Source organism: Sphingomonas sp. PSPC2-2, assembly GCF_049897725.1.
Classification (GTDB): Bacteria; Pseudomonadota; Alphaproteobacteria; order Sphingomonadales; family Sphingomonadaceae; genus Sphingomonas.
Window position 1 is genome coordinate 37,080 of sequence record NZ_JAFCWU010000010.1, and the last position, 18,289, is coordinate 55,368.

Annotated in this window: 17 protein-coding genes and 1 pseudogene; 11 read left to right on the forward strand and 7 right to left on the reverse strand. The window is 63.9% G+C overall.

The window, feature by feature from the left end:
- Window positions 1-28: 28 nt before the first annotated feature.
- The 10 genes and pseudogenes from ACP7BY_RS16765 (at window position 29) to ACP7BY_RS16810 (ending at window position 11,198) form a co-directional block, all read left to right on the forward strand.
- The gene (locus ACP7BY_RS16765; protein ID WP_231564852.1) at window positions 29-364 is read left to right on the forward strand and encodes a hypothetical protein; all 336 of its coding nucleotides are present in this window, start codon (window positions 29-31) and stop codon (window positions 362-364) included.
- A 31-nt stretch (window positions 365-395) separates the two neighbouring features.
- The gene (locus ACP7BY_RS16770) at window positions 396-1,079 is read left to right on the forward strand and encodes a ZIP family metal transporter (RefSeq protein ID WP_010405583.1); all 684 of its coding nucleotides are present in this window, start codon (window positions 396-398) and stop codon (window positions 1,077-1,079) included.
- Window positions 1,076-1,681: a cation diffusion facilitator family transporter gene (locus ACP7BY_RS16775; RefSeq protein ID WP_010405584.1), complete on the forward strand. Its 606-nt coding sequence runs from the start codon at window positions 1,076-1,078 to the stop codon at window positions 1,679-1,681. Before ACP7BY_RS16770 ends, ACP7BY_RS16775 begins: the two co-directional genes overlap by 4 nt.
- Window positions 1,681-4,206: a heavy metal translocating P-type ATPase gene (locus ACP7BY_RS16780; protein WP_010405585.1), complete on the forward strand. Its 2,526-nt coding sequence runs from the start codon at window positions 1,681-1,683 to the stop codon at window positions 4,204-4,206. The genes ACP7BY_RS16775 and ACP7BY_RS16780 overlap by 1 nt, the downstream gene beginning before the upstream one ends.
- Window positions 4,203-4,490, forward strand: a pseudogene (locus tag ACP7BY_RS16785) (HAD family hydrolase); the annotation flags it as partial. The gene ACP7BY_RS16780 and the pseudogene ACP7BY_RS16785, both read left to right, overlap by 4 nt.
- A gap of 726 nt (window positions 4,491-5,216) precedes the next feature.
- A complete protein-coding gene (locus ACP7BY_RS16790; RefSeq protein WP_010405588.1) occupies window positions 5,217-6,701 on the forward strand; it encodes a multicopper oxidase family protein in 1,485 nt (494 codons plus the stop codon).
- 444 nt (window positions 6,702-7,145) lie between these two features.
- Window positions 7,146-8,678 (forward strand): PAS domain-containing sensor histidine kinase, encoded by a 1,533-nt coding sequence (locus ACP7BY_RS16795; RefSeq protein ID WP_033963157.1) that lies wholly within the window; start codon window positions 7,146-7,148, stop codon window positions 8,676-8,678.
- Window positions 8,668-9,294, forward strand: a complete 627-nt coding sequence (locus ACP7BY_RS16800) for a response regulator transcription factor (RefSeq protein WP_033963074.1) — start codon at window positions 8,668-8,670, stop codon at window positions 9,292-9,294. The genes ACP7BY_RS16795 and ACP7BY_RS16800 overlap by 11 nt, the downstream gene beginning before the upstream one ends.
- 94 nt (window positions 9,295-9,388) lie before the next feature.
- The gene (locus ACP7BY_RS16805) at window positions 9,389-9,808 is read left to right on the forward strand and encodes a response regulator (protein ID WP_052191973.1); all 420 of its coding nucleotides are present in this window, start codon (window positions 9,389-9,391) and stop codon (window positions 9,806-9,808) included.
- 226 nt (window positions 9,809-10,034) lie between these two features.
- On the forward strand, window positions 10,035-11,198 hold the full coding sequence (locus ACP7BY_RS16810; protein ID WP_171010527.1) for an MFS transporter: 1,164 nt from the start codon (window positions 10,035-10,037) through the stop codon (window positions 11,196-11,198).
- Between the two features lie 52 nt (window positions 11,199-11,250).
- Here ACP7BY_RS16810 and ACP7BY_RS16815 read toward each other — a convergent pair whose 3' ends face one another.
- From ACP7BY_RS16815 to ACP7BY_RS16845, 7 genes are all read right to left on the reverse strand, one after another.
- Window positions 11,251-11,676, reverse strand: coding sequence for a DUF6691 family protein (locus tag ACP7BY_RS16815; protein ID WP_031308708.1), 426 nt, complete (start codon window positions 11,674-11,676; stop codon window positions 11,251-11,253).
- Window positions 11,673-12,110, reverse strand: coding sequence for a YeeE/YedE family protein (locus ACP7BY_RS16820; protein WP_024018485.1), 438 nt, complete (start codon window positions 12,108-12,110; stop codon window positions 11,673-11,675). The genes ACP7BY_RS16815 and ACP7BY_RS16820 overlap by 4 nt, the downstream gene beginning before the upstream one ends.
- A gap of 35 nt (window positions 12,111-12,145) precedes the next feature.
- A complete protein-coding gene (locus tag ACP7BY_RS16825) occupies window positions 12,146-12,640 on the reverse strand; it encodes a hypothetical protein (protein WP_130752805.1) in 495 nt (164 codons plus the stop codon).
- A 312-nt stretch (window positions 12,641-12,952) separates the two neighbouring features.
- The gene (locus ACP7BY_RS16830) at window positions 12,953-13,402 is read right to left on the reverse strand and encodes a four-helix bundle copper-binding protein (RefSeq protein ID WP_024018487.1); all 450 of its coding nucleotides are present in this window, start codon (window positions 13,400-13,402) and stop codon (window positions 12,953-12,955) included.
- A 48-nt stretch (window positions 13,403-13,450) separates the two neighbouring features.
- Window positions 13,451-14,341, reverse strand: a complete 891-nt coding sequence (locus ACP7BY_RS16835) for a copper resistance protein B (RefSeq protein WP_370569401.1) — start codon at window positions 14,339-14,341, stop codon at window positions 13,451-13,453.
- 44 nt (window positions 14,342-14,385) lie between these two features.
- Window positions 14,386-16,104 carry a copper resistance system multicopper oxidase gene (locus ACP7BY_RS16840; protein WP_137902812.1) on the reverse strand — a complete coding sequence of 573 codons (1,719 nt, stop codon included), beginning with the start codon at window positions 16,102-16,104 and terminating at the stop codon, window positions 14,386-14,388.
- A gap of 221 nt (window positions 16,105-16,325) precedes the next feature.
- A complete protein-coding gene (locus tag ACP7BY_RS16845) occupies window positions 16,326-16,688 on the reverse strand; it encodes a hypothetical protein (protein ID WP_052191971.1) in 363 nt (120 codons plus the stop codon).
- Between the two features lie 386 nt (window positions 16,689-17,074).
- On the opposite strand from ACP7BY_RS16845, the gene ACP7BY_RS16850 reads away from it, so the two are divergent.
- Window positions 17,075-18,127 (forward strand): retropepsin-like aspartic protease, encoded by a 1,053-nt coding sequence (locus ACP7BY_RS16850; RefSeq protein ID WP_010405608.1) that lies wholly within the window; start codon window positions 17,075-17,077, stop codon window positions 18,125-18,127.
- Window positions 18,128-18,289 lie beyond the last annotated feature (162 nt).

Here is an 18,289-nt window from a genome sequence, read left to right on the forward strand (position 1 = left end):
TCGGATTGGAATCGCCGGCATATGCGTTGTGCTGACGTTATCGGGTTGTTCCGAACAGCCTCGCAAAGGGCCGCCGACCGAACAGGAAATCCACGCCGGCGACAGCGGGGATGCGAGCGGAACCCGCGGTCGTCACCCCTATCGGTGCGAGGACAATCGCCCGCTCCTCGTCGACTTCAAGGATGAGGGCTTGGCGCTCGAGCTGCGCCGCGATGCGAACGCGGCGCCGATCGTCCTGACCGCGCCGGCACCCGGCCTCCAATATGTCGGCGACACGATGAGCGCGACCTTCTCGGGCAGCGAAATCAAAATCGAGGAAGCGGACAAGCATCCGGTCCTGTGCAGGAAGGCAACGAGCTTGTGACCAATTCACCCGGCCCAGAGGGGCGCTGACGATGGCAGCGCTCAAATTCTCCTTGATCCCCATGATCGCGATCATGATCGGCGCGCTAGTCGCCGGATGGCGCACGCCCGGCGAGAAGCTGGTCGCGGCCATGCAGCACCTCGCGGCCGGCGTGGTGTTCGCCGCCGCTGCGACGGAGATCCTGCCGCTGGTGATGCACGGCAGTTCTCCGACCGCAACGTTGATCGGCGGAGCGCTGGGCGTCGCTGTGATGCTCGGCCTGAAGGCGGCGGAAAGCCGGTTCAGGGGGCCGGTCGCGCTGCTCGCCGCGATCGGTCTTGATCTGGCGATAGACGGCCTTGTTCTCGGCCTCGCCTTTATCGCCGGCGAGAAGGCGGGTTCTTTGCTGGCCGTCGCGCTGACCCTCGAAGTGCTGTTCCTGGCCCTGACCCTCACCAACGATCTGGCAGGCCGGTATCGCAAGATGAAAGCGATCGGCCTGACCTGCGCGCTGGCGGTGCTGGTGCCGATCGGCGCGCTGATCGCACAGCCGGTGGCGTTGCTGACGCCGATATGGATCACCGGCTTCCTGAGCTTCGGTCTTATGGCGCTACTCTATCTCGTCACCGAAGAGCTGCTGGTCGAAGCGCACGAGAAGCCGGACTCGCCGCTTATTAGCGCGATGTTCTTCGTCGGCTTCCTCGTCCTCCTGCTGATCGAGGAAATCATGGTATGACGGCTTCCCCGGATGGGCAGGTTTCAGTCGAGCGCCGCACGCTCTGGATCGTGCTGCTGCTCAACGTAGTGATCGCCGCGGGCTTCTTCGTGACCGGCCTGATCGGCGATTCCAGCGCGCTTATCGCCAATGGCGTCGACAACCTCTCCGACACCGCGGTCTATGCCCTCAGCCTGATTGCCCTGAGTCAGGGACGCGCTTGGAAGACGCGGGCTGCAACAGTGTCCGGCGTCATGCTGCTGATCTTCGCCGGCGGCATCCTGATTGACGTCGGCCGCCGCTATATCCAGGGCAGCGACCCGATCGGGCCGACAATGATGGTGATGTCGGCGATTGCCGGCGTCGTGAACTATATCTGTCTGCGACTGCTGCAACGGCTCAAGCAGCCCGATGTTAATCTACGCGCCGCGACCACGTTCAGCTTCAACGACTTCATCTCTAACGGCGGCATCCTGATTGCTGGGGCGTTGGTGCTCTGGCTGGGAACGAATTGGCCCGATCTACTGGTCGGCCTGGCTACCGCCCTTATCGCGATCAAGGGCGGCATCGAAATCCTGCGTGATGCGCGCGCAGAAACCAAGACCAACGCGGAGACGGCGTGATGACCGAAAAGCTCGAACTCGATATTCCCGTCCTTCTGCCCGAGGTTCCCGACGCGGCCGATGCCTGTGTCGGGCGCCTCGTCTCGACGTTGAGCGCCAAGCGCGGCGTCGAGCGCGCGCATGTCCTGCCCGCCGACGGCGATACGGCGGCAAAGCTCTGCATCCATTTCGACGGCGAAGCGCTGCCGCTGTCACGCGTGCGCGACATGGTGCGGGCGGCAGGCGCCGAGATCAGCGGGCGATACGGTCATGTGACATGGCAGGTCGAAGGGATCGGCCACGAACGCCGCGCCCGTACCGTCGGGGAAACCCTGTCCCAGGTGCCCGGCGTATTGCAGGCCGATGCCAGCGCCTCGGGCAGCGTCCGTGTCGAATATGACAAAGAACGCGTCGACGAAGCGGCGATCCTCGCGGCACTGGGCAGGCTCAAGGTCAAACCCGGCAAGCGGACTGGCTCCGATCAGGCCGGTGATCATGCCGGACACGATCACAACTCCGGCGACCATGCCGGGCACGATCACGGCGAAGGCGCGGATAAGCATGGGCCGGGGGATCGCCACGACCATGCCCACGCCAATTTCCTCGGCCCTAATACCGAGCTGATCTTCGCGCTGGCATGCGGCGCGCTGCTGGCGATCGGCTTCGCGATCGAGAAGCTGGTCGCGGGCGCGCCCGACTGGCTGCCGACCGCTTTCTATGTCGGCGCCTATGTGTTCGGCGGCTTCTTCACGCTGCGCGAGGCGATCGACAATCTGAAGCTCAAGAAATTCGAGATCGATACGCTGATGCTCGTCGCGGCCGCCGGCGCCGCGGCGCTCGGCGCCTGGGCGGAAGGCGCGCTGCTGCTGTTCCTGTTCAGCCTCGGCCATGCGCTCGAGCATTATGCGATGGGTCGCGCCAAGCGCGCGATCGAGGCGCTGGCCGAACTCGCGCCCGACAAGGCGACGGTGCGCCGTGACGGGCAGACGACGGAGATCCCGGTCGAGGAGCTGGTGGTCGGCGACATCGTGGTCGTGCGCCCCAACGAACGCCTGCCCGCCGACGGCTTCGTCATCAAGGGGTCGAGCGCGATCAACCAGGCCCCCGTCACCGGCGAGAGCATTCCGGTCGACAAGGAGCCGGTCGCCGATGTCGAGGCGGCGCGCGCGAAGCCCGATGCGGTCGAGGCGACGTCGCGGGTGTTCGCCGGCACGATCAATGGCGGTGCGGCGATCGAGATCGAAGTGACGCGGCGTTCCAACGAAAGCGCGCTCGCCAAGGTCGTGAAGATGGTGAGCGAAGCGGAGACGCAGAAGTCCCCAACGCAGCGCTTCACCGATCGGTTCGAGCGCGTCTTCGTGCCGGCGGTCCTGGCGCTCTCGTTCATCCTGCTGTTCGCGTGGGTCGTGGTCGACGAGCCGTTCCGCGACAGCTTCTATCGCGCGATGGCGGTGCTGGTCGCGGCCAGCCCCTGCGCGCTAGCGATCGCTACACCCAGCGCGGTGCTGTCCGGCGTCGCGCGGGCCGCCCGTGGCGGCGTGCTGGTAAAGGGCGGCGCACCGCTCGAAAACCTCGGCTCGCTAAAGGCGATCGCCTTCGACAAGACGGGGACACTGACGGAAGGCCGGCCGCGCATCACCGATGTCGTCCCCGTCGACGGCGCGAGCGAAGAGGATCTGTTGGCGCTCGCCATCGCGGTTGAGGGGTTGAGCGATCACCCGCTGGCACAGGCGATTGTGAAGGATGGACGCGAGCGGTTGGGCGGGCGCGAGCTGCCGACCGCGACCGACCTCAAGAGCCTGACCGGACGCGGCGTCACCGCGACCGTCGACGGCGAGACGGTATGGATCGGCAAGGCCGAGATGTTCGGCAAGGAGGGTATCCCCACGCTGAACGCGGCCGCGACCGACGCCATCGCCACCCTGCGCGAGGGCGGGCGCACGACGATGGTGGTGCGCAAAGGCGACAAGGACATCGGCGCGATCGGGCTGATGGATACGCCGCGCGAAGCGGCCAAGGTCGCGCTCAAGCGGCTGCGCGAGATGGGCATCACCCGGATGATCATGATCTCGGGCGATCATCAGAAGGTGGCGGACGCCATCGCCAAGGATGTCGGGCTCGACGAGGCATGGGGCGACCTGATGCCGGAGGACAAGGTTGCCTCGATCAAGAAGCTCGCTGGCGAGGACAAAGTTGCGATGGTTGGCGATGGCGTCAACGACGCGCCGGCGATGGCGTCGGCGACCGTCGGCATCGCAATGGGCGCTGCGGGCTCGGACGTGGCGCTGGAAACAGCCGACGTCGCGCTGATGGCTGACGATCTCGCGCATCTGCCCTTCGCGGTGGGGCTGAGCCGCCACACCCGCGGCATCATCCGGCAGAATGTGTTCGTCAGCCTCGGCGTCGTCGCGTTCCTCGTGCCGGCGACAATCCTCGGCCTGGGCATCGGCCCGGCGGTCGCGATGCATGAAGGCTCGACGCTGCTGGTCGTGTTCAACGCTCTGCGGCTGCTCGCCTACCGCGATCCGGCGCTCAACGCAGCATGAAATGGCTGATCGTGTTCGACCTCGACGGGACGCTTGCGGAGAGCAAGCGCCCTTTATCGGCTGAAATGGGGGCGACGTTCGCGCGTCTGCTGGCCGTGGTCGATGTTGCGGTGATCTCGGGCGGCGACTGACCCCAATTCGATCGGCAAGTCGCCTCGCGCTTGCCGATCGGCGCCGTGCGCGAGCGGCTGTGGCTGATGCCGACCACTGGTACGAAGCTCTACCGCTGTGTCAACGGTGCATGGCGTGCGATTTATGCCGAGCTGTTCGACGATCGCAGTCGGCTTCGGCCTGAAATTGCAGCCGTTGCGATGGCTGGCGACAGACAGATGAGTCCCAATCCGCATACCAATGGCGGGGCTCTGATACGCCCTCTGCGGTTATCCGACTTCGCATCCTACGCGATCCGGTCGTAAGCGCCGCCGGAACCCGGTCTTGTTGAGGGCGGCAGATTAGGACAGCTCGCGGACCCTCACGAAAGGCGGCGAGTGATGGGTGGTCAGCGGTCAAACGAGATGGGGTGGTTGCCGCCCTCCCCAGACGGCATCGAGATGTGCCAGGATAGTGGAGTTAGGACCACTGAGCGGAAAGGACGGCAACCGTGTCAAAGGATACAATGATCGGGGTGGACTCCAGGCACTTGAACGTGAGGAACGACTGACGCGTCAGGAGGAAATCACCGCCGAGGTGGTTGAGCTGGCGGCCGGAGCACGCGCACGCGGCCGAACCCGGACGGTATCGGAGTAAGGGTGGCTGAGATGACGCCGGTGGCGACGTGACTGCCTTGCATACGTTTGCGGCACTGCCATCCGTATCAATACGCATGTTGCGAGCGGTCTTCCCCATTCATGGTTGCGCCGGCAGCATCGAGGCGATGCGCGTGGCGCTGCTCGATGTCGCCGGACAATGCCGGGGCAACGGCCGGCGAGCCTGTCCGATGATCGATAAGCTGGTGGCGCGCTGAATGCTCATTTTGCAAACCGGCGCTACGCGCTAACCAAGAGGCGGCCATGACGTTATTGGACCGGCGGACATTGCTGGCGGGCGGGGGCCTGCTCCTGGCGGCGGCGTGTACCCGAAAATTCGCGTCGCCCGAGCGTGCCGGGACGCTTCCGATCCCGCGCCTGATCGATGCGCGCCAACAGGGCCAGCTGATCAGCCTGCAGGCACAAAAGGGCGAGACCGCGTTCTTCCCGGGCCGGCGAAGCACCACGCTCGGATATAATGGCAGCTATCTCGGCCCGACGCTGCGGGTTCATCGCGGCGACGATGTGACGATGGCCGTCCGCAATAGCCTGTCGGCCGATACGACGGTTCACTGGCACGGGCTGCTGGTGCCGGGAGAACTGGATGGCAGCCCGCACCAGCTGATCGCATCCGGTGCGACCTGGCGTCCTACGCTACCGATCCGCCAGCCGGCGGCGACCCTCTTCTATCATTCGCACGCGCATGGTTTGACGGGCGAGCAAGTCTATTCCGGGCTGGCGGGCATGCTGGTCGTGACGGACGAGGAAGAGCAGGGGCTTGGCCTGCCATCGGACTATGGCGTGGATGATCTCCCGGTACTGATCCAGGATCGGCAATTCGAGGACGGCCGTCTGGTCATGCCGACCGGCATGATGATTGCGTCGCAGGGCCGCCGCGGCAACACCATCCTGGTCAACGGCGCACCCACGCCTCGCGCCGACGTTCCGAACGGTCTGGTGCGGCTGCGGCTCGTGAACGGTTCGAACGCCCGCATCTATGAGCTTTCGTTCAGCGATGATCGGACGTTTCATTGGATCGGCACCGAGGGCGGTCTCCTGGCGAGGTCCGTTGAACTGCAGGCCATCACCCTGGCGCCGGGTCAGCGTGCAGAGATACTGGTCAGCTTCGCCGACGGCCAGCCGGTCTCCCTGGTCACCGGCCAAGATGCGAACGCGTCGATGATGGGAATGATGGGAGGCATGGGCATGATGGGCGGCCATCACGACGATGAAGACGACGCTTCAACGACGGAGACGGTGCTGGCCTTCTCGCCGCGCCCAGGCTTGGGCGGGCGGGCCGCAGCCCCTGTCCCAACGCTCCTGGCAGCACGCACCGTGCCAGATCCCGATGCGGCCGTAACGCGCCGGCGCTTCGTGCTCAATATGTCGACGGAAGGGGAGGGGATGATGGGCAGCGATGGCGACGCCCTCACGATCAACGACAGGTCGTTCGACATTGGCCGCATCGATGAGGAAGTCCGCCTCGGGGACGTCGAGATATGGAAAGTCTCCGGGCGGAAGATGCCACATCCCTTCCATATCCATGGCGTGCATTTCGATGTGCTACGCCGCGATGGCGACGACCCGGACGTTCTCGATCAGGGGCCTCGCGATACGATCGTCGTGAAGGAGGCGGTGGAACTGTTGGTCCGGTTCGACCAGCCGGCGACGAAAGCACCTTTTATGTATCATTGCCATATCCTGGAACATGAGGATGAAGGCATGATGGGGCAATTCACGGTCGCCTGATCCCGTCCGGAAACTCGCAGAAGACCAGCGAACAGCGGGTGCAGCTCATCGCGGCAGCCAACGCCACGTTTTCTTGCCCCTCGATCGACAGCGACCGGCCCTCCCACCCGCATTCAACGCTATCCGCGTGTCATCATGAACGCGCCCGGCTCGTCGATACCGCTTGACCCTGGACTATGGTCCAAGGTCCACAACGGCCATCCGGACGATGTCCGGTCCATCGAAGGACTGGAAACGGAGCGTGAGGGGTAACCGCTGCTCCTGCGTATAGGGTTATGGGGAGCCACGCTTGATGTCTCGTTTCGAAAGCCAACGCCGATTTTCGCTCGCCGGGTGCATGGCGGGAACGATGGCAGAAACCCTGCCTCCGACGCCTGTCGGCGCCTGTCCGCAAATCCATTCCAACCTTGTTTGACTGTGGATGACGAGGAGATGGACGGGGGCATGATTGAGGGCGACAAGGCAAATCGGCATGATGCTGCTTCGGGCACGATCCTCCAGGTTGTGGAGAGCGCACCAAATTACGCCGTTTATGCGCTTGACCTTGGGGGCCTCGTAACAGTCTGGAACAAGGGCTGTGAAGACATTACGGGATGGGCCAGCTCCGACGCGATCGGGAAACACCATTCGTTCCTGTATTGCGCGGAAGATGTCGCGGCGGGCGTTGCGGACAGGCACCTCGCGCAGGTCGAGCAGCTTGGCAGGGTCGAGCAGGAGTCGTGGCGCGTCCGGAAAAACGGGTCAGAGTTTCTCGCACATCTGACGACGACGGCGCTCCGGGATGAAACCGGCCAGCTGAGCGGCTATGGCAAGATCCTGCGCGACACGACCGATGAAGCCGCGACCAAGGAAGCGATCGTTGCCCGCGAGCAGCACCTCCAGTCGATCCTGGATACAGTTCCCGATGCCATGGTCATCATCGATGAGCGCGGGCTGATAACGTCCTTCAGCGCCGCGGCCGAGCGCTTGTTCGGATATTCGGAAGCAGAGGTGCTCGGCGCCAATGTGAGCAGCCTCATGCCGTCCCCAGACCGTGAACGGCATGATTCCTATATCGGCCGATATCTGTCGACGAGCGAACGGCGGATCATCGGTATTGGCAGGATCGTCGTTGGCCAACGGCGGGACGGTACCACCTTTCCGATGGAACTCTCGATCGGAGAGGCCGGTCACCGTGGCCACCGGGTCTTCACGGGCTTCATTCACGACCTGACAGAAAGCGACCGCAACGAACTGCAGCTCAAGGAGCTGCAAGCCGAATTGATTCACGTCTCGCGCCTCAGCGCGATGGGCACGATGGCGTCGACGCTGGCCCATGAGTTGAACCAGCCGCTTACCGCGATCGCCAATTATCTGGAAACGACGCGCGACCTGCTTGTCGATCCCGATGCCGAGACCGTCGCGATCGTGCGCGACGCGCTCGACGAGGCAGCTAAGGAGTCCCACCGCGCGGGGCATATCGTCCGAAGACTTCGTGATTTCGTGGCGCGAGGGGAGACCGAGAAGCGGATCGAGGATTTGCCGCGGCTGTTTGAGGAAGCCGCTGCTCTCGGCCTTGTCGGCGCCCGTGAACGAGGCGTTCGCAGTTTTTTCGATTTTGATCCGGCGGCCTCGCCGGTGCTCGCCGATCGCATACAGGTTCAGCAGGTCCTCGTGAATCTGATCCGCAATGCGGTCGAGGCGATGGCGCAGGTCGCCATTCGCGACCTCACGATCACGACGCGGCGGCGGCCGAAGGCAATGGTTCAGGTGTCCGTGGCGGACACGGGCCCAGGCATATCCGAGCAGGTCGCGCCCCAACTTTTCGAAGCCTTTGTGAGCAGCAAGACCGACGGCATGGGCCTTGGCCTTTCGATCTGTCGAACGATCATCGAAGCCCATGGCGGCCGGATCTGGACCGACGGCGCGCCGAACGGAGGCGCTGCTTTTCATTTCACCTTGATGCAGGCCCGCCCGGAGGATGAGCATGACGCCTAAACGTATTGTCCATTTGGTCGATGACGAAGAATCCATCCGCAAGTCGGCCGGCTTCATGCTGAAGACATCGGGATTCGCCGTCCAGACCTATGCCTCCGGCATTGCGTTTCTGAAAGCCGTCAAGACCGCTGAGCCGGGATGCATTCTGCTCGACGTTCGCATGCCCGGCATGGACGGGCTCGAGGTCCAGGAGGTGCTTGCAGAGCGTGGTGTCACCATGCCGGTGATCGTTTTGACCGGGCATGGCGATGTCGGGATCGCGGTTCGCGTCATGAAGGCAGGGGCGGTCGATTTCCTGGAGAAGCCGTTCGAGAAGACCGCGCTCCTGGCCTCGATCGGCGTGGCATTCTCGAGACTCGATAATTCCGACGCGCGGTCGCTTCGAGAGGCGGAGGCGAGGGTGCGGGTCGCCGTGCTCACGCCTCGCGAACGAGAGGTTCTCATCGGCCTCGCCAACGGCTTTCCCAACAAGACGATCGCCTATGATCTCGACATATCGACTCGAACGGTGGAAGTTCATCGGGCGAACCTCATGACCAAGCTCGAAGTGCATAGCCTGTCGGACGCGCTGAGGATCGCGTTTTCGGCCGGATTGGGCGATGCGCCGGAATCGTGAGCTTGGGATCACTACGTAGCGACGGCCTCCTGTTCATTTGCGATGCATGCCCAGGATCCGAGGGTGGATCAGCGAAGAGGCAGCATCGTCGGTCATGGGCGTTATCGATCACCAAACGAGCGAGAAAGCGGCCCTGATCCTGTTGTCTGACGACGATGTCTCGGTACGCAGGTCCCTTCATCTCTTGTTGCGGTCCCGCGGCTTTGGCGTCCTGTCCTATGCGAGTGGCAATGCCTTGCTGCTCGATCCGCAAACGCAATCGGGCGATTGCCTCGTGGTCGATTATCTTATGCCGGACATCGACGGCATTTCGATCCTGAGGAAGCTTCGGTCGGCGGGCTGGTGTGGGCCGGCGATCCTGATCACGGCGCATTACGCGGATAAGCTCGCCGAAAGCGCGCAGGAAGCGGGCTTTGCCGCTGTGCTCGAGAAACCTCTGCGCGATGGTGTGCTGGTACAGACCATCGGCGAAGTAATCTCCGCCGGGCGGAAAGTTGGCAGCGATCACTGCTAGGGAAATGGAATATCGCGCCGTGATCGGAACCTCTGCGACATCCTCGCACCTTCCCGGGACCGGCGCTCGTCCCACAAGGCATTTTCTCCGCCGCCTTCTGATGGTGGATATGCGCGCGATTCCGCGTGCGATCTTCTTCGCGGGCGCGCCCGGCCCTGGTGACTGCAAGGGCGGGGCCAGCGCGATCCGGGTATTCATGGCCGGGTCGTAGCATATGGAGGCGAGCTTGCCCGCCACGGTCATCGAAGCGGCGCGCGATCGGGGCGAACTTGGCTTCGTCGTTCTTCTCTTCGCGGCCACGGCGGTTGCCCTGGGTAATAGCGTCGTCCTGCCATTCCTGCCAGAAATGGTGGGTCAAATGTCTCCGGACGCGAGTGCCCTCGCGAGAGGGCGCCTTGTCGTCGCCCTGGTCACGGTTTCCCAGATCGCAGGGTGTCTGTCGGCGCCGTTATGGGGCTGGATTTCCGACCGGTGGAAACGGTGGCCGATCCTGGTCGTGGGGCTGTTGGGTTTCAGCCTGACAATGGCGTTGTATTCCGCGGTCGGATTCGAGCGACTCTATGTTTTGCGGTTGCTCAATGGCGTGTTTGCGGCGGCCGTCGTGCCGACGGCATTTGCGATGGTCGCCGATCGTTCACCAGATCTGGTTCGGCGAGCGCGTCAGTTCACCTGGCTGAACGCCCTGGTCTTCGCGGGCGACCTGACCGGCCCGCTCCTTGGAGAAATTTCGGTGGCGCTCGGAGCAACGTCGCCATTCCTGGCGCCAGCTGCATTGAGCGCGATCGCCATGCCCGGTCTTCTTCTGGTTTCACGGGAAAGTGCCACTGGTCCGGTCGGCAGCGTTCCACGCCCGAAAGCGCGTGAGGCGCTTGTCCCGCTGCTCCTGATCTCGGCCATTGCGTCCGGGTGCCTCACCGTTCTGCATCTGACGTTGTCGCTTGGATCGGGCGCGCGGGATCTGTCCCGCGAGAACGTCTCGATGCTGTTCGCTCTGTGCGGCGGAGCGATGCTGGTGGCGCAGCTCGTCCCGTTCACAGGGCGCAGAGTCACGGTCGGCGCGGCCTGGCTGTTGCGGCCAATGCTCGCCGGGCTGGCCGCCGCATTGATCATTGCCGTCTTCGCCCGGACCTTGTGGGTGCTCGTGCCTGTATTTCTGCTCGCCGGCTGGAGCACCGCGACGCTGAAGCTGCTCACCAATTATCTGACGTCGAAAGCGTCTCCGGGCACGCAGGGTTCGGGCCTTGCGCTCCAGTACGCGGCGGTGAGCGCCAGTCAGGCTGCGGCGTCGATCGTCACTGGATGGGCAAGCGCGTCGGAGCATTTGATGCTGTGGCTTGCCGCTGCCGCCGCGTTGGCGGTCACGGCGATGACGTTACGGTTGAAAGATTGAGGCGCCTCTCGTTCGCTCCGTCGTCAAAGTACATCAAAGGGCCGGCTCCGATTCAGATCTTCGGGCGATCGATGAAGCGGTGCACCGCGAACCCTGCCAGCATCGCGATCACGAAGGGCGCGGCAAGCGTCGGGCGGATGGCAAGGTCCGCAATCGCCGGACCGGGGCAGAGGCCGGCAATTCCCCAGCCGATCCCGAAGATTGCACTACCGCCGATCAGGCGCGCGGTGATCTCGCGGGCATCCGGCAGCGAGAAGCGGCTGTCGGCAAGTGGCGTCTCCATCCGCCGCCGGATCACCCAGGCCAAGGCCATCGGGGCGATGGCGCCTCCCATCACGAAAGCAAGCGTAGGGTCCCAGCGGCCTCCGAACAGATCGAGGAAGGCACGCACGCGGGTCGGATCTGACATGCCGGAACAGGCGAGTCCTGCGCCAAACAGGAGCCCGGCAATGAGTGCGATAGGGATGCGGACCCTCACCACGAAACGCCTAGCACGCGCATCACCGCGACGGTCGCGAAGCCAAAGCTCACGAAGCTCAAAGTTGCTACGATCGATCGCGCTGACAGGCGGGAGAGGCCACACACGCCGTGGCCGCTGGTACAGCCGCTGCCCATCCGGGTACCGAAGCCGACCAGCAGCCCGCCGATCAGGACCACCGCCGGCGAGGATGGAAAACGGGCAATTACCGGACCTGAGATCAGGTTCACGATCCCCGCTCCGAACGGCAGGCCGACAATGAAAGCCGCAGCGATGCTCCAGGGCGGGCCAGTCTGTGAGAGGGCGAAGGCACGCGCGGCGAGGCCGCTCACGCCCGCTATCCGGCCGAGGCCGAGCAACATGATCGCGCACGCCAATCCGATCAATATTCCGCCCGTCAAGGCAGCGAGCGGCGTGGCGTTGGTCCAGTCCATCAGAGCATATCCAGCGGCAACCTCAATGGCGCCATTCAGGCTGTGGCGTCCATCGCCATCGCTTGAGCCTGGCGGTCGGCAGGGTTGATGCGTTGGTGTGCCGCCGTCGCAGCACTGGCCGTCGCGACAGTTACGTTCGCGTTGAAAAGCTGAGGGGCTTCAGGAACGCTCTGTCGGCCAAGGGCGGTCAGGTCGTGATGGACCAGTACGCTGGCCGGCTTGTACCGAATGGCTGGGACCGCCTCATTTTCTCCACGTTCACCCGCTGCGGCGGCTGCGGATGTTGCGCGACGGCTCTGGGCCATTTCCGGGTCTTGCCCTTCGCAAAGGCAGGCGCGTTCAGCACAAGGCTGGCTTCCCCGGTCGCCTCGCTCACGAAGTTGGTCCCGCCGTATTCCCACCAGCAAATGCTGATAATTCTCGACGAAGCGTCGGTGGATCAAGCGCGCCTCGGGGCAATTCGCCGCCGCTGCCTGTGACCGGTGGGCGCGCACGCGCCGTAGCAAGTAAGGAATATCGCACTCGTTCATGACCGCCTCCATGCATTGAAAGTCGCAATTGGGTCGCGCCGGGTCTCTACGGAAATATACGAATGCTTCTCGTGCTTATGCCGGCTCGGATGCGGCGCCCTATGAGTGCGGGACGGATATGCCAGATGCTGTTGCGCCAGAACGCAAAGCGCCGGGAAGTTGTTGCTGGCTCAGACGGGTGGCCTGGGGCCGGCAAACATGCGGTCCGCAGCGGAAATCTGGCACGATCGTGCCCGCGGCTGATTGGCCGGTCGCGTGGCTTGCGGAATGAACGTCGGGTGCGGATCCGGAGGCAAGCGGTGACCGGCCAGATCACATTCCCATACTGGCCATTTCCTTGCAGCTCGCCGCGCAATCCCTGCAGGTCTGGGCGCAGGCCTGCATGCGGGCGTCGCCGGAGATCTTCGCGCAATCGCGCGCGCAGGCTTCGCACATCCGGGCACAGGCGTCGCACAACAGGGCATGCTGCGGCGATCGGCGCAGCATGGAATTGGCGGTTGTCTGGCAGAGCTCCGCGCAGTCCAGAAGCAAAGCGATGTGCGTCGCCTCGATATGAGCCGGTGCGCCTTGCTCGGTGCAGTATCGCGCGGTTTCCAGGCACATGCGGTGCGATGCGATACAGCTGTCGACGCACTCGTCGAGCGTCATCATGCCGTCACCACGCTTCCTTGGCGCCGCGATGGCCGGGCCTGCCGCGGCGACAGCCCCGGTAAGCGCCGCGAAGGTGAGTCCCGAACCGATGACGGCGCGACGATCAAGCATGATTTGGTCCTTTCCAAAAAGTTTAGCCGCTGCGGTTCAGCGCGCGTCTCACCACCAGATCCGTAAGCCAGCCACAAACCGGTGTTCGGTGGGATTTTCGCCAGCAAGGCGACGAAAATCCGCCGTCTCACCAAAGGAGCGCTCCCATACAAAGCCGACATAGGGAGCGACTTTTCGGTGAATCTCGTAGCGCATCCGCAAGCCGAGCTCGAGGTTGCTCAGGCCTCCGCCGAGCCCGCGCTCGGGAGCCGCCTTGCTGTAGGCGTTCGATTCCAGCTGCGGTACGAGGATGAGGCGGTTGGTGAGCAGCACGTCATAGGATGCCTTCAGACGTGCCGCGAGACGGCCATCGTCTCCAACGTAGCCGGTCAGCTGGACATCGAACCAATAGGGGGCCAGGCCCTCGATCCCCCCGGCGATCCAGCGATGGGCTCCCGGGCCGATGTCCTGACGCACGCCAAGGATCGTTCCCCAAAACGGGCGCTGTCCGTGCCACCAGAACGCCTCGACCGAGGATTCCGGATCAAGCCGCTCACCGGATTGTTTCAGGCCCTGGCTCCGCAGCAAGAGTTTGTCGTTGTCCGGGCCATTGGTAATCTGACCCGACCAGCTGATGCCTTGGCCTTGCTTGTTCGTGAGGAACTCGAGCTCATCCACGAGCACCTTGGCCACCGAAATTTTGTCGGCCATCTCATAGCCGGGCAGCGTCGAATTCCTGTAGCCGTCGGAATAAGCGTCCGGGTCGCGCGCATCGGCGCCGGGCTTTCCGCCACTCATGTCCATGCCGGGCATGTTCATCGGGGGCGCGCTGCTGCCATCTTTTTGCTGGTCGCCCATCTGCATATCCGGCGGCATGGCCTGATCATTGGAGCTGGCGGCCTCGGCGTTGCCCGCGGGTTTCACCTGCTGGCTGAGCGCGGGTTCGGTGATGGTGGTCATCGCGAGCCCGGTGAGAGCCAGCAACCAAGTTGAGCGCGAGCTTGTCATGCCACGACCACCTCGCGGAACATGCCCGCCGCCATGTGGTAGAGAAGGTGGCAGTGAAAGGCCCACCGGCCCATCGCGTCGGCCGTCACGCGAAAGGCCACGCGCTGGGCCGGTTGCACCGAAATGGTGTGCTTGCGGACCTGGAACTGTCCGTCGGGCGATTCAAGATCGCTCCACATCCCGTGCAGGTGCATCGGGTGGGTCATCATCGTATCGTTGACGAGGATGATCCTGAGCCGTTCGTTCGGGGTGAAATGCAGGGGCTTCGAATCGTTGAGCTTCACGCCGTCGAATGCCCACACGAAGCGTTCCATGTTGCCGGTCAGATGGAGTTCGATCTCGCGCTGCGGTTCGCGGGGGTCTGCCGCCGGCCCTGCTGTCTTCAGATCCGCATAGGTCAGGGTCCGGCGCCCATTGCGCCGCAGCCCGACGCCGGGATCATCGAGATTGGTACGCGGAAAGTCGACGCGCATGTCGGTATTGGCACCATATTCGGTACGCGCATGGCGGGCTTTGGGTGTCGTCTCGACCATGCCATGGTCGTGACCGGCCGGTCCCATCCCCGCCATCCCGGCCATCCCACCCATCATGTCGATCGGATCGAGCCAGGAGCGCGGATCGACCGGGGGAATGTCCGCGCTCATGCCGTCACGCGGCGCGAGCACGCCGTGGACAAAGCCGGTGCGATCCATGGACTGGGCGAAGATCGCATAGGCCTTGTCGTCCGCGATGGTCGCGATGACGTCGTAGGTTTCACCGGGTCCGATCCGGAATTCATCCACGTCGACCGGCTCGACGGGTTGTCCGTCGGCGGCGACGACCGTGAGCATCAGGCCGGGAATCCGAACGTCGAAATAGGTGGCGGTTCCGGCGCCGATAAAGCGCAGGCGAACCCTTTCGCCCTTCCTCGCAATTCCCGTCCAGCGCCTGGCGGAGGGGGCGCCGTTCAGGAGATAGGTGTAGGTAGCGGCCGATACGTCGCTCAGATCGGTCGGATTCATGCGCGCCTTGTTCCACATCGCCCGCTTCGACAGAGCGCCGCTCAGCCCGAGCTTGCCGGCATCGCTCGCAAAATCGCCGACGGTCGGCTGCGCGAAATTATAATAGCCGCTCATCTTCTTCAGGTTCAGATAGACCTGAAGCGGAGCCTCGTCCGTCCAGTCGCTGAGCATGATCGTATAATCGCGGTCGGCTGCGAGAGGCGGTTCGCTCTTCGGTTCGATGATCATCGGGCCGTAGAGGCCCGTCTGCTCCGCCAATGTATGAGCATGGTACCAGAAGGTGCCGCTCTGCTTCACGACGAAGCGGTAGGTAAAGGTTTCGCCCGGCGCGATTCCACCAAAGCTGATCCCTGGCACGCCATCCATCTCCGTCGGCAGAATCAGGCCGTGCCAATGGATGCTGGTCATTTCGTCCAGGTTGTTCTTGACCCTGATCGTTACAGCGTCGCCTTCGCGCAGCCTGATCAGCGGCCCCGGCACGCTCCCGTTGACGGCGGTGGCGACACTGGCTTTTCCGGAATAATTGACCGTGACCCGGCCGATTTCGAGATCGAGTTCAGTGCCGCTCAGTACGGTCGGCGTCGTCACCGCCGGCACCGCGAACGCATGGGCGGGCCAACCCAGCGTGGCAAGAGCTGTCGCGAGCAAGAGACCTTGCACGAAGCCTCTGCGACCGGTGGTCGTCTCGGCGAAAGGGGGAAGTGGAGTCCGCATCAATTCGATCTTTCGGAAGCAGCCCTAAAGTGACGCCGCGGTGCCGATTGCCACGCGGATGTATGTTCGTAGCACGGCGGACCCGGTAGGCGGGGCCAGGCGTATGAAACCTGGCCGAAGAAGCGAAAGGCACACAGGGTCAGGATCCAATGGGGCATCCGTATCCGGCGGACCCTCGCATCTGTCTCGCCAACGCTGTCGGCCCTTCGCTTCCGCGTTTCCTACATGTCGTCGCCCATGGGCGCGGAGGGCATGTTGGCGGCGGGCGGTGCCTGGTCCGGCTTTGCCTTGGGCGCCATCGGCATTTTGTCCTTGCACCCGGCCGTACCGCCACATCCCATCTGCATGCCGCCCGACGCGTTCATCCCCATCTGATGGTCATGCATCATCTCGTCATGCATCTGCCTCGCGCCATGCTTCATCCCTCCCTGATGGGCCTGATGCGCCTGGTGGTTTTGGTGCTTGACGAGTTTCGCCGGTACGGGCGGGGCCTCGTCCGCCCAGGCCTGTGTCGCCGAGAGCGCGACAAGTGCAGCGATGGCGGGGACGATCAGGCCAGCTTTGCGACGGAAAACATTCTGCATGACTTGGCTCCTCGAAGAATTGGAAAGGGGACCGCAAGATTTCGATCCGTTTGAAGATGTCGGCAGAAGTGCCGTTCGTGCCGCTCGGGGAATATACGTTTTGTTACGGATGCCCGCCGTCGGGCGCGGCATGCGAACTATCATACCGGGCGATGAGACCCCCGGTGCGGCTTTGATCGTCGTACGGGCTGTCTCCCAGAAGCAGGCAGGGCTGATTGGAAAACGACGGAGACGATTACGACGCGATGGATCGTCGAACGCTTCTCGCCCGCGGTCTGTCGGCTGCGTCGCTTGTGGGCGCCTCGTCCGTTGCCGGCCCTCTGGCGGCTCTCACCCACACAGGCGAAGGGTGGGGTTCCTTTGCGTGGACGCCTGCGGAGATAGCGATGGGCGATACGCTGATGATCTCCGCAGACGTGGCCGGTAGTCCCGTCCGCGCCATTCTGGACAGCGGAAGCGCCGCTTCGATCATCAATACGCGCCTGGTGAAGAGGCTGGGCATCGCCCCATCCGGGAAACGTATCATTCGCGGCACCGGCGGCCGCGTCGAAGTCACCGAGATCAGCGACGTTGCCCTCACCGTCGCCGACGATCGTAGGCGCTTGCCGTTCGCCATCGTGAGCGACCTTGCGGCAATATCGTCGGCATTCGGCCGCCCGATCGATCTGGTCCTGGGTGAGGACATCCTCGCCGGACGCTGTGTCGCCCTCGACTTCACGCAGGATCGGATCGGCTTCGCGCAGACGGGGAGTTTTGCTGGTGGGAGCGGCTGGCGTCGCCTCCCTCTGACGCATGGGACACGTCGCGAGCTCCTGGTCGCCGCGTCTATCGGGGGCGGAAGCCCCGTGCAGCTCATCTTCGATCTCGGGAGTGCAAATGCGCTCATGCTGTCCACCGCCTTGGTGGCCGCGCAGAATCTCCTCGCCGGCAAAGCCCGGTCGACCGCGGCGTTGGGAAGCCTCGATGGGGTTCAGATCGTGACCGCCTTTGTCCTGGACGACGTTGCTATCGGCGGAGCCCACATTGTCGTGGTGCCGGTGGCGGGGCTGGATCATTGGCAATCCGACAGCGCGGTGGGCAGCATCGGATTGCCGCTTATCGCGCAATTCGATGTGATCATGGATATCACCGCGGAAAGTCTGTGGCTGCGCCCGGCGCCGCCAAAGCGCAGGCTTCCGATGCTGAAAGACCGCTCAGGCTTCGGCTTGGCGGTTTCGCCTTCGGCCCTGACCGTCGCCCACGTCGCGGCCCATAGTCCGGCCGAGATGAGCGGCTGGTCGATCGGCGATCAGATCGTCCGTATTGACGGTCGGCCAATCAATGCCAGCTACACGCGCGGGGAGCTTTGGCGCTGGCGCTTCCTCCCTGCCGGCACGCACGTTAGGCTCGTCGACGGATCCGGTATCGTGCGGCGGCTGACGCTCGCCGATTATTACTGACGTTGACGCCGGTGTCGGCGTTCGGCCCCGATACACTGCTTCTAGCGTCCGATCCGCGGCGCATCATCCCGCCCTCGGATTGGTCGCCCAGCAGCTACGTAACAATCCCAATATTTCGCAAAGTCGTCAGCTCGCACACCCCAACTCAGCCCTCCTGCGAGG

Excerpts from the sequence above, each read along its gene's own strand:
- ACP7BY_RS16770 (WP_010405583.1), top strand. The coding sequence starts at position 396 with ATGGCAGCGCTCAAATTCTCCTTGATCCCCATGATCGCGATCATGATC.
- ACP7BY_RS16775 (WP_010405584.1), top strand. The coding sequence starts at position 1,076 with ATGACGGCTTCCCCGGATGGGCAGGTTTCAGTCGAGCGCCGCACGCTC.
- ACP7BY_RS16780 (WP_010405585.1), top strand. The coding sequence starts at position 1,681 with ATGACCGAAAAGCTCGAACTCGATATTCCCGTCCTTCTGCCCGAGGTT.
- ACP7BY_RS16790 (WP_010405588.1), top strand. The coding sequence starts at position 5,217 with ATGACGTTATTGGACCGGCGGACATTGCTGGCGGGCGGGGGCCTGCTC.
- ACP7BY_RS16795 (WP_033963157.1), top strand. The coding sequence starts at position 7,146 with ATGATTGAGGGCGACAAGGCAAATCGGCATGATGCTGCTTCGGGCACG.
- ACP7BY_RS16800 (WP_033963074.1), top strand. The coding sequence starts at position 8,668 with ATGACGCCTAAACGTATTGTCCATTTGGTCGATGACGAAGAATCCATC.
- ACP7BY_RS16805 (WP_052191973.1), top strand. The coding sequence starts at position 9,389 with ATGGGCGTTATCGATCACCAAACGAGCGAGAAAGCGGCCCTGATCCTG.
- ACP7BY_RS16820 (WP_024018485.1), bottom strand. The coding sequence starts at position 12,110 with ATGGACTGGACCAACGCCACGCCGCTCGCTGCCTTGACGGGCGGAATA.
- ACP7BY_RS16825 (WP_130752805.1), bottom strand. The coding sequence starts at position 12,640 with ATGAACGAGTGCGATATTCCTTACTTGCTACGGCGCGTGCGCGCCCAC.
- ACP7BY_RS16830 (WP_024018487.1), bottom strand. The coding sequence starts at position 13,402 with ATGCTTGATCGTCGCGCCGTCATCGGTTCGGGACTCACCTTCGCGGCG.
- ACP7BY_RS16835 (WP_370569401.1), bottom strand. The coding sequence starts at position 14,341 with ATGACCACCATCACCGAACCCGCGCTCAGCCAGCAGGTGAAACCCGCG.
- ACP7BY_RS16840 (WP_137902812.1), bottom strand. The coding sequence starts at position 16,104 with ATGCGGACTCCACTTCCCCCTTTCGCCGAGACGACCACCGGTCGCAGA.
- ACP7BY_RS16845 (WP_052191971.1), bottom strand. The coding sequence starts at position 16,688 with ATGCAGAATGTTTTCCGTCGCAAAGCTGGCCTGATCGTCCCCGCCATC.
- ACP7BY_RS16850 (WP_010405608.1), top strand. The coding sequence starts at position 17,075 with ATGGGCGATACGCTGATGATCTCCGCAGACGTGGCCGGTAGTCCCGTC.